Here is an 11,826-nt window from a genome sequence, read left to right as displayed (position 1 = left end):
GGGCATGGGGCACTTGTACTGAGCGAAGCCGTTGGCGCAGCCTCTCGTAGAGAAGTATTAGTATTGGTTCTTCTCCCCCTGCTCCCCTGCTCCCCTGCCCCTCTGTCCCAATTCAAGTTGGTTGGATAAATCGCTTAATTTCACCACAGGCAATATAAGACTTGCCATCAGGTGCGGTTTTGACTTCATCAACGATGTAAAGCATTCCTTCCTCGCGAACCGATCGCGGAAAACGCATGTTCCAATCTGGTTCATATCCGTCGGAAACTACCCTAGCACGTAGCTTGCTGCCATCTTTGACACACTGAACTAAAATGCTGTCCCCTACAGTGTCAGTTGTGGGAAGATCGGCGGCACTGGCAGGGCCTTTGGAAGCTTTGCCTGTGTTAGTTGGATGCGATCGCCTAGGGGCAACGAAAATATCTGCTTCACCGGGTTGAGCAAAACGGGTGATATCACCACGTACACGGTAGAAAGTGGCATCGTTTGAGAGTTCCAATCCTTCAACAACATAGCGTGCCCCCTCGGCACGAATGGCGCGGGGAAACTGGACGTTTTTGGTTGAATCGTAGCCTTCGGAAACGACTTTTACCCGCAGTTTACCGCCTTCACGAACGCAGTACAATTCAACACCTGAACCGACTTCATTCACAGTCGGCATTGCGTATACTTCATCGCCAGCTGTGACACCGCGACCCACCAAATCGCTGCGATTGCGCGTCATCGTCTGGTAAGTCTGATCGCGCATTTCTTTCCGTCCGGCATTGCCTAGAGCTTTTTGGGCGATGCGACCTGCGAAATACTCAAGTTGATCAATCTCTTCAGCAATTTCAAAATTCTCATTTAACCCTTTATCACGCAAATCTTTCACCAGGGCACGCAGGATTTGTTCAGCTTCTTCATGTCTGCCATGTTCAGCTAGATTGAGTCCTGTCTCTTTGGCCTTAGCGATATTGAGGCGACTCAGTTCAAGAATGATATGGCTCGTAGAAGCAAAAGCTGCTTCCTCAACGGTGCCAACTTTGGCGACAACATCGGCTGTACCTGATACGCTTTGAATCAGGTTATTTTGCACAACGTCGGCACTGTAATGCAACTTCATTACTGGTAAATCACCAATTTGAGCGCTTGATATCTCCAAACTCAAGCCGAGAAGTTTGTCTTCACCCTCGTAAAGCTCTCCCAAGGTGAGAACAGCTTGACCAGCGTCATTCTGGGTAACTTTAGCAAGACTTAAGGTATCAACAAGGCTGACACCATCAGCTAATTCCAGCGTCACCTTGAGATTCTGTCCCACTACTGCTCTGAGACTGTCTAGCTCAATACTAAACACTTCAGTTGCTTCATCGACGCTTTGAATGAAGTAGAAGTTGCCCGTGGCGGCTCTTGCCATCCCAATCAGTAGGTCTTCATTGAAACCCTGAGCAAAACCTAACGTGGTTGTAGTAATGCCCTCCTCAGCTTTTTGCCCTGATGTCGCTGTCAGTACCTTCGGGTCTTGAATACCCATATTGGCGTGACCATCGGTAAGCAGGAGAACACGGTTGATTTTTTGCGGATCAAGTCGTGTCTTTACGTGTTCACAGCCTTTGAGCCATCCCCCAGATAAATTGGTAATACCGCCTGCTCTCACCTTGCGGATAGAATTTTTCAGTGCGGCCTTGTCAGTCACAGCTTGGGGTGTTACAACACTGTCCACTTCATCGTCGTAAACAACTACTGAGAGAATGTCATCTGGCTCAAGTTGATCGACCACAGACTCAGCGGCTTTGAGCGCGTGATGCAAGGGAGCGCCAGCCATTGAGCCGGAACGGTCAATTACAAGAGAAAGGTTAAGGTGACGTCGGGGAGATTCAGCTATGTCAGCACGAAAACGTAGCAGAATATTAGTCTTTAATGAAGATCCTGTGGGGAGAATAGACTGGTCAAATTCATAACTTGTCTTAATCATTTTTTATATCCCTCAAAATTGTCTGTTATAAGCTACAAGCCCTATAATGACGAGACAGTAAGTGCTTTACTTAGTTTACCCAGAAATTAGTTTGTTCAGTGTCAAAATAGAATTTAATGTAAGATTTTATAGTTTTGATATCTTGTTATGAATCGCTTTTTTGGGAAAAGTTTGTGATCTACTGACTTAATCCTTCTCCACTCTCCAGTACTAAAAGGCGATCGCACTGGTCACTATTGCGGGAAACTGAAAGCAGATATATTAGGAGAGGAGAACCTAATGAGTTGGACTAAAGTTCTGGCAGTCGCAGCACTTTCCCCAGGTGCGCGAGAAGTGGTGAAAGTTGGGAACCGGAAAATTCTGCTTTTGAATCACGAAAATCAGCTTTATGCTGTAGATAACACCTGTCCTCACTTAAAATTGCCTCTGAAAAGTGGCAAAATCAATGAAAGTGGGGCAATTGTTTGTTCTTTCCATCACAGTGCTTTTGACCTGCGGACTGGTGAAGTAAAAGACTGGTGTTCCTGGCCACCTGGTGTTGGTAAAGTACTGTCGTTGGTTTCACAACCAAAGGCACTACCAGTGTTTCCAATTCGTGTGGAAGAAGGCAGTATTTGGGTTGATGTACAAGAGGAATAGCACCCTCTCCCTGAATTTACCGAAACAATACTGAGTAAAAAAGCAATAAAAACCCCAGCAGATGAGTTTAGCTGGGGTTTATATCAAAATTTACCTATTGCAGAGATATAGAAACCATTGAATCAAGCAGTTTGAACACTTTGCTGTGATGTAATGTTAGGTTGTGTGTTACCGTTGCCGGCTTCTATAGAAGCTGTAGCACTTTGAGATTGTCCCAAATTCACTTTGAATACCTTGCTTTGCTCTTGCTCAAGCTTGGGTAAAGTCAAAATTAAAATCCCATCTTTCAAGTCTGCCTTAACTTGTTGATTCTGAACTTTGCTTGGTAGAGCAATTACTCTGGTGAAGTTGCCATACCGGAATTCAGAATGAACTTTAGCATTAGATTGGGAATGTTTTTCGTAACGATGCTCACCTTTAATTGAAACTGCATCTTGAGTGACTTGAATATCCAAGTCTTTAGCTTCTACGCCTGGAATCTCAACTCTTAATAGCCACTCTGAACCATTGTCGTATAACTCAACAGCAGGAACCCATGCTGTTCTCGGTGATGGAGAAGAAATATCTGAGTTGCCCCGCTCGGCTGCTGTAAGCTCAGAGAAAAGTTGATCCATTTGACGACGCAGAATCTCCATTTCACGGAATGGTTCCCAACGAATGAGTGCCATATCTGAATCTCTCCTTAACTTTCTAATTCAATTTTGGGTAATCAAACAAAGTTTTAGAGGTATTTGGAGGTATTTAGAGGTTTTAGATATTTAAGCAATTATCGAACCTCTATTTTGTTTAGAGAGGAGCTTGATTTGCTTTGTTTCTTCTCTCTAGTAATTAATTTAATAAAATCAAAATCTAAAAACAGTCGGGTAAACCGTACAGACATAGGTTGGATTTACCGTATCAAACAGAAGAAGGGTGAAAAGCTTGAGAATAGTTGATATCAAGGTAAGTAGGCAATAATAAATTAAACTATGATTACGTAATGTAAAGTTAATTAAATTCACTTGTATTCAAAGGCTCCAGCCTATTCTAAGGGCTAGAGCAGCTGATTTTTCTCTTGACGGTGACGCTGCACGTAGCCAGGATTTACGCAAAACTATAGGTAGTAGAGAAACGGCTACTCTTACGAGAACGCTTTCAGCGTTAGCGCAGCGATAGCGACGAAGGAGCGTCACCCGCAGGGTATGGCCCCTACAAAAAATCATTCTTTTCGGCTATTGTTTGCGTAAGTCCTGATAGTTTGCCGTATACAAGCCTCGCTAAGGCTTACCCACCTTTGGTTGCGGGCGGCGAGACGCCCACCCCACAAGAAGTAGTTGAGTATTTTTTTTGGAAGTCCTTTATGGAAAAGAAAGTACAGTGAATGCCAAACCAGCGAAACAGCAAGTTATATCGCGTATCTTTCTATTCCGATTTTTCCGCCGCAGATATTTGGCAGTATTAACCACTTGTTCTACTTCATCTGCAACTTTTCCATACACCTTGGGCTGAAGTATGGTGGTAAGCAACGATGATTTTATTTACAATCTGGTAACAGAGTTTTGCTTTCTGATTTTATGTTCAGTTTGATTCAACAAATTAGTCTTGATTGAAAATTAACTTAGGAACTGATATGGATGCTCAAAAAATCAAAATTTTATTAGTTGATAGCAACTTAGAGAATTTACATTTTTTATCAGACATCCTTCAGCACCAAAGTTATCAGGTGCAAAGTGTCATTTCGGGACAATTGGCAATCAATACAGCGCTTGCTTTTATCCCTGATTTGCTTTTGCTAAACGTTCTTATGCTAGATATGGATGGTTATGACATTTGTCAACATTTGAAAGCTAACGATAAAACTCAAGATATTCCAATAATCTTTTTCGGTATTTTAGATGAATTATCTGAAAAGATAAATATCTTTGATTTAGGCAATGTTGACTATATTAATCAACCATTCCAAACTACAGAAGTTTTATTACGCGTACAAAATCAACTCACTATCCAAAGACTGAAAAAACAGTTAAAAGAGCAAAATGCTCAACTGCAACAGGAGATTGAAAAGCGTCAACAGGTTGTAGCTAAGTTAAATATTCGTAACAAACAAATAGAAGATATTTTTCAAGAAATTCCCCCTAACATTAGCAAAGCCTTTTGTAGGGAAGTTTACCAAAGCGAATGCCTTTTAGTCGAAGCTGCCCTGAAGAAGAGTGAAAGTCAGTATCGCCACCTAGTAGAAACATCCCAGGATATGATTTGGTCGGTAGATATTGATGGACTAATTACCTTTGTTAACCCGGCAGTGAAGCAGATTTATGGCTACGAACCCCAAGAAATGATCGGGCGTGCCTTAACTGATTTCATCTCGCCTACACAAGTTGCTCAAGATAAAGTAGCCTTTGACTGCGTTCTTCAGGGAAAACCGATCTTTCAACATGAAACTAGCTGTGTGGCGAAAGATGGTACCTTACTTTATCTGATGTTTAATGCGATCGCATTACACAATGAAGAGGGTCTGGTTATAGGTATGACTGGTACTGCTAGTAATATTACACAGCGTCGAGGAGTAGAAAAATTACTCCAAGAAAGCACAATTAAGCTCCGCAATCATAATCTAGTGCTAACACAACTGGCGCAAAATCAAACACTTTATCAGGGTGACTTGAAAGCAGCTTTCTGTAAAATCACTGAAACGGCTGTCAAGAATATTGGGGTGGAACGAACCAGTATTTGGCTCTATGACGAAACAGGCACGAAAATTCAGTGTTTCGATCTATTTGAGGCCAGTCGCAATCAACATAGTGAAGGACTTTCCTTATCAGCAGCCAACTATCCAGCTTATTTTGCAGCTTTGCAACAAGACGAAGCGATCGCCGCAGATGATGCTCATACTGATTCTAGAACTAAAGAATTTTCTGCGTCTTACTCAAGATTAAACATCACCTCTATACTCGATACACCCATTAGGCTGGAGGGAAAGACCGTAGGAGTTTTATGTCTAGAAGCAGTGGGAGTTACTCATCATTGGACGCTAGAAGACCAAAATTTCGCTCGCTCTCTGGGCAATTTAACATCCTTGGTGTTGGAGGCAAAAGAACGCCAACGCGCAGAAGCAGCGCGACGGGCTTCTGAAGAAAAGTTAGCATCAGCTTTTCGGTCATCTCCCGATCCAATTGCCTTAATTACTGTTCTCAATAAACGCTATGTCGAAGTTAACGACAGTTTTTGTCGATTTTTTGGTTATTCTCGCTCTCAGGTGATCAATCGCACCGATCAAGAATTGAATATTTGGGTGAATCCAGAAGAATATAATTTTCTCACTCATATCTTGCAACAAACAAAAGCCATCCGCAACTATGAGATTGATGTCTGCACTTCAACAGGAGAAATCAGGACAACACTTTTGAGTGCGGAAATGATCAAGATTTATGGACAATGGTACGTACTAGGCACCGCCAAAGATATTACTGAACGCAAGCAGGCAGAAAATGAAAGTCGTTTGTTACTGTTGACAACCCAAGCCATCACTCGCGGTAGTAATGTCAACAGTGCCTTAATGGTGGTATTGCGCTTAATTTGTCATACCATTGGCTGGGATTTTGGTGAAGCATGGATACCTAATGAAGACAGAACTGTTTTAGAACACAGTCTGGGCTGGTACGGTGAGCAGAGTAGCTTAGAAGAATTTTGCCGCCAAAGTCAAGCCGTGAAATTTCCTTTGGGAGTGGGACTACCAGGAAGAGTTTGGCAGAACCAGGAACCAGAGTGGATAGAAGATGTTTCTAAAGTTACACAACCAATTTTTTTGCGATCGCGACAAGCAGCCAAAGTAGGATTAAAAGCTGGTTTTGGTGTTCCCATAGTCTCTGGGAAGCAAGTATTAGCGGTTTTAGTATTTTTTAAACGTAGTTCAGTATTGGTAGATCGACGTTTGCTTTTGCTAGTCAGTGCCGTTGCTGCTCAGTTGGGTGGGTTGATTGAGCGCAAAACCCTAGAACAAGAACTAGCACTCAGAGAAGCTCGCCTCAATGCCTTTTTTAGTAGTGCCCCCGTTGGCATGAACATCGTAGATAATCAACTACGGTTTGTGCAAATCAACCAACTGCTAGCGGAGATTAATGGACTACCCCAGCAAGATCATATTGGCCAGAGAATTTATGAAGTCTTACCCCAGATGTCCCCCGTAGTGGAACCAATTTATCAACAGGTTTTATTGACAGGTAAACCCATTCTCAATCAAGAATTAAGCAGCGCATCAATTCAACAACCAAATATTACCCGCCACTTCTTAGCTTCTTATTTTCCGATTCCTGGTGAAGACGATCGCCCCTCTGGTGTCGGCACAGTTTTAGTAGAAATTAGCTATCGCAAACACATTGAACAAGAACTGCGTTTAGCCAACGAACGCCTACAATATCTGCTCACCTCTAGCCCTGTAGTCATTTATAGCAGCAAAACATCAGAGGATTGTAGCACGACCTTTATCAGTGAGAACGTTAAAGAAATGGTGGGCTACGAAGCGCGTGTTTTTATTGAGAATTCTAGTTTCTGGCTTCATCACGTCCACCCACAAGATATTAAACTCATCTCAGAAAAATTTAAGGAGCTTGTTGAGCAGGAGTACATTTCCTACGAATATCGTTGGTTACACGCTGATGGAACTTATCACTGGTTCTACGAAAAGATGAGGTTAATTTATGACGAAGCTAACTATCCTATAGAATGCGTTGGTTATTGGGCAGACATTAACGATCGCAAATTGGCAGAAATAGCTTTGCAGTCAGGTCAGCAGCGATATCAACTTTTAGCAGAAACCTCACCAGCTTGTATATTTCACGCTGACGTAGATGGCAATATTTTATATTTTAATCAACGCTGGAGTGAGATTACTGGATGCAATTTAGAAGAGTCTCTGGGAACAGGTTGGGCAAATGCCGTACATCCAGACGACCGCGAGCAGTTCTTGTTGGTATGGAATCAAGCAAGAACCGCTAAAAAAATGTATAAGTACGAGCATCGTTTTTTGCGTGCTGATAGTACAGTCGTCTGGGTAATTTGTCAGGCTTTACCAGAATTTGGAGAAGATGGAAAAATTAAAGGTTACATCGGTACAATTACAGATATTACCGAGAGAAAGTTAGCCGAAGAAGCCTTGCGTGAGAGTGCAGAACGCGAAAGAGCGATCGCCCAAGTAATTCAAAGAATGCGCCAAACACTCGATTTAGAAACGATATTTGCGGCTACAACCGAAGAATTACGCCAAGTACTCAACTGCGATCGGGTTGTTGTCTATCGTTTCAATCCCCAATGGAGTGGCGAATTTGTCTCCGAGTCGGTGGGTAACGGTTGGATTTCTCTAATAGAAGAACACAACAATCATCCACATCTCACAGAGGGTGTCTTACAAGATGGCCGTTGCCTAGCGAAAATTTTGGACGACGCAGATAACCAACTGGAAGATCCTTATTTGCAAACAACCCAAGGTGCAAGTTTCCGCTGTGTCCCAGACATTTACAACGCTGAGTTTCATCCTGCTTACATCAAACTCTTAGAGCGCTTTCAGGCAAAAGCCTACATTATTGTCCCCATTTTGTATGGTACTCAGCTTTGGGGATTACTGGCGAGTTATCAAAATTCCGATTCCCGCCAATGGAAACCAGGAGAAATCAATATCGTAGTTCAAATTGGTAATCAGTTAGGTGTTGCTTTACAGCAGGCACAATTACTAGCACAAACTCAAAGGCAGTCACAAGCATTGCAAGAAGCTGTGATTATTGCTGATGCTGCCAACCGTGCCAAAAGCGAATTTCTCGCCAACATGAGCCACGAACTGCGTACCCCACTCAATGCCATCCTTGGTTTTACCCAAGTCATGAGCCATGATCGTAATTTATCTACTGAACATCAGCAAAATCTAACAATCATCAATCGGGCCGGCGAACATCTCCTCAACTTAATCAACGACATTCTGGAAATGTCTAAAATTGAAGCCGGCAGAATAACATTAAATCTCAACAGTTTTGACTTAATTCGTCTGTTGGAAAACCTCAAAGAGATGTTGCGCTTCCGTGCCACATCTAAAGGATTAGAATTGGTCTTTGAATATACATCTCATCTCCCCCAGTACATCCAAGCTGACGAAAGTAAACTGCGTCAAGTCTTGCTTAACCTTCTGGGAAATGCGATCAAATTTACCGATACTGGAAGAGTGACGCTGTATGTAGGCATGGATTGGGGAGCAGGGAGCAGCGAAGACGGGGAGCAGGGGGAGCAGGGGGACAGAGGGGCAGGGGAGCAAAGGAGAATAATAAATCCCCAATCCCTAATCTTCGAGGTAGAAGATACTGGTCGCGGTATTGCTCCAGAAGAAATTGACTTGCTGTTTGAAGCTTTTGGGCAAACTGAAACCGGCAGGAAATCTCAACAGGGAACAGGACTAGGTTTAGCAATCAGCCGCAAATACGTGGAACTAATGGGGGGAGATATTAGCGTCACCAGCACTGTTGGCGAGGGAAGTAAATTTACTTTTGATATTCAAATTGGTTTAGCCGAAGCTAGCGAAATCCAGATCAAAAAAACTAGACACCAAGTTATTAGTTTAGCGGCCGATCAAAGCGAATACCGCATCTTGGTGGTTGATGACTCTACAGACAGCCGTTTAGTGTTAATGAAAATTCTGACATCTATCGGTTTTGCAGTCCAGGAAGCGACAAATGGTCAAGAAGCGATCGCACTTTGGCAGACATGGCAACCACACCTAATCTTAATGGATATGCGGATGCCGATTATGGACGGTTATGAAGCCACAAGAATTATTAAAGCTAGAGAAGAAACTTCAATCGAAAATTGCAATACCATTATCATCGCCTTAACCGCTAATGCCTTTGAGGAACAACGAGAGGCAATGATCAAAGCGGGTTGTGATGATTATATTAACAAGCCTTTCCGCGAGGAGAAATTATTAGAAAAACTGAGCGAATATTTAGGAGTTCAATATATTTATCAAGAAGAAAGCTATCAGATAGCAGATGCAACGCAACAGGAAATAGAATCAATGTTGACCTTTACAGATTTAGTGACTCTATTCGCTGAAATGTCGCCGGAATGGGTGAAAAAAGTGTACACCGCCGCCGCCCAATGTAGTGATGACCTGATTTTAGAATTGATTGAGCAAATACCTTCAGAAAATGTGATTTTGCAAACTTTTATTAAAAATTTAGCTCATGATTTTCAGTTTGAGAGAATTATGGAATTGACGAGTATTTCAGGAGTATTATCCAGTTAATAAAAATTGTGGATTGCCATTCGTCTCAATGCTAACGATTATAGAGTGTACTTTCACTGGGGTGTGCTGGACAAAATGGAGATGACTTTGGTGCGAAGCTTTGAAGCTTATTTACCTTCACTTTTTGGAGCCTAGCTTCCTTATAAAGCACAATGTTTCTAGCCCTTGAAGATCGCACGTCTGGGAATTTGAGCGCTTGAGACAGAATAAAAGATATTCCAACCCAGATTGAGATCATATTACCAGTAGAACCAAGATCACACTTCAATGAGTTCATCTCGGCTAAACTGAATACTTATATTTAAATATTTATACTTACATAGGAACTTAAATTATGGCAATGAGGAGAGCAGATCGCGGAAATTCTAATCATGACAACGCTGTTAATAATCCTCGCTCACGGCAGAAGGAACCAATTCCTCCTCGTGAGCTTCAACAGTTATTGATGACTGTTCGTGCCCAACGCGATGAAGCACAACAACGTGCAAAAGAAAATGAGGAAGCTGCATACCAACTAGTTCATGTTCAGCAAGAAATTCAAACTTACCAAATTGAGGCTAATGAACTAAAACTCGAAACTAATGAGCTAAAAGAGCAAGTCACTCAAAATTATCGCTTCTATATTGATGAGCAAGAAAATCATCAAAAGACGCTCTACCTTTATAAAGAAGAAAAAGCGAAAATATCGCAGCTAGTTCATGTTCACCAGCGAGAGATTCAAACTTGCCAACTCGAAGCTAATGAGCTAAAAGAGCGAGTAACTCAAAATTATAACTTTTATATTGATGAGCAAAAAAGTCATCAACAAACGCTCTGTCTCTACAACGAAGAAAAAGCGAGAGCGACTGAATTTATTACTAAATATGAAGCAGTCAATTCTGAACGAGAAATGTATTTTAGTTTATACAATGAGACTAAAGCAGAACTCAAATATGAGCGTCGTTCAAAAGCTAGTATTAAAGGCTGGGAAACTCGCCGCAAAGCCGAGAATGAACGATTAAAACGGGAAATTTCCCAGATGGTTGTGCTACTGCGTGACTCTTTAGCAAGTAAGGATGAAGCAGTAAACAGTCTTTACATTGTCGCAGAGCGTATGGATCGGATTCAATCTCTAGTTGATTCGGTGGAAGAAGAAACAACTAACAATCCTATAGGTTTGGTACAAAAATTTAAACGCATCTGGTTGGCAATTAAAGATATACTTTCTGAATAAACAAGTATACTCATGAACAAAAAATCACTCCCAGCTACGCAAAAACAAGGTAAAGTGGGGCTGGGAGATCAAATTCGTAGTATTGCCGATCGCCTTAAACAAGAAACTGATGTACAGATAAAAGCAACTTCTAAGATTTTAGGGGCTGCTGCTCAAATTGCCGAAAATCATGACCGACTTATTAATGAAGTAGTTGATATGGTTGAGTCAGACTTGAATGCAGAGAAACAGGTATCTCAAAAGCATATTTATACTGTTGATATTCTGAAGCAAAAGTTTAAAACATTACGAGATGCAAAAGCTAATTTTAACCTGAAAGTTAGTAGTTGGGAATCACTAGTTAATAAATTAAATGCTGCATCTTCCCCAACAAGCATAATACAGAATAAAACTCAATCAAATCATGGCTTTACGGACAAGAATCTGAGAGTTTGTGAAGACAATTTTAATAATATTGAAAAATTGCCAGTTTTTTTAGAACCTGATGTTGCAGAAATGTTTCCAAATTCGGAAGCAGTCAATGAAGGTCTGCGTTTTTTAATTAGAGTTACTAGTAAAAATAGCTTTTAAAAGCGAATAGGCAATATTTGATATCCGCTAGAGGTTACATGAGAAAGTTCTCATGTAACCTTCATTGTCTTCTCATAAAACCTTGGTTAAACTTACATTAAGTTCAAGTTAAGCGACACACAAAATTTTTAACAAACAAAGGTAGAGAGTGGAAGAAAATCAGTATCAATGAAAACTTTAGCTCTGGGT

The 11,826-nt window shown here is 41.6% G+C and carries 6 protein-coding genes; 4 read left to right on the top strand and 2 right to left on the bottom strand.

Features of this window, described 5'->3' with window-relative positions; translation table 11 throughout:
* Nucleotides 1–112: 112 nt before the first annotated feature.
* Nucleotides 113–1,951: a vWA domain-containing protein gene (locus A4S05_RS35085; protein ID WP_069074376.1), complete on the bottom strand. Its 1,839-nt coding sequence runs from the start codon at nt 1,949–1,951 to the stop codon at nt 113–115.
* A gap of 279 nt (nt 1,952–2,230) precedes the next feature.
* Here A4S05_RS35085 and A4S05_RS35080 point away from each other — a divergent pair, with 279 nt between their 5' ends.
* Nucleotides 2,231–2,590 (top strand): Rieske (2Fe-2S) protein, encoded by a 360-nt coding sequence (locus A4S05_RS35080; RefSeq protein ID WP_069074375.1) that lies wholly within the window; start codon nt 2,231–2,233, stop codon nt 2,588–2,590.
* A 122-nt stretch (nt 2,591–2,712) separates the two neighbouring features.
* Here A4S05_RS35080 and A4S05_RS35075 read toward each other — a convergent pair whose 3' ends face one another.
* A complete protein-coding gene (locus tag A4S05_RS35075) occupies nt 2,713–3,258 on the bottom strand; it encodes an Hsp20/alpha crystallin family protein (protein WP_069074374.1) in 546 nt (181 codons plus the stop codon).
* Between the two features lie 941 nt (nt 3,259–4,199).
* On the opposite strand from A4S05_RS35075, the gene A4S05_RS35070 reads away from it, so the two are divergent.
* From A4S05_RS35070 to A4S05_RS35060, 3 genes are all read left to right on the top strand, one after another.
* Nucleotides 4,200–9,854, top strand: a complete 5,655-nt coding sequence (locus A4S05_RS35070; protein WP_069074373.1) for a PAS domain S-box protein — start codon at nt 4,200–4,202, stop codon at nt 9,852–9,854.
* A 334-nt stretch (nt 9,855–10,188) separates the two neighbouring features.
* Nucleotides 10,189–11,067: a hypothetical protein gene (locus A4S05_RS43935; protein ID WP_256091369.1), complete on the top strand. Its 879-nt coding sequence runs from the start codon at nt 10,189–10,191 to the stop codon at nt 11,065–11,067.
* Between the two features lie 12 nt (nt 11,068–11,079).
* A complete protein-coding gene (locus A4S05_RS35060; protein WP_069074372.1) occupies nt 11,080–11,637 on the top strand; it encodes a hypothetical protein in 558 nt (185 codons plus the stop codon).
* The last annotated feature ends 189 nt before the right edge of the window (nt 11,638–11,826 follow it).

Origin of the sequence: Nostoc sp. KVJ20, from assembly GCF_001712795.1 — a bacterium.
In the GTDB taxonomy this organism is placed as follows: Bacteria; Cyanobacteriota; Cyanobacteriia; order Cyanobacteriales; family Nostocaceae; genus Nostoc.
Note: the sequence above shows the minus strand (reverse complement) of the source record. Positions and strands in the feature narration are given on the sequence as shown.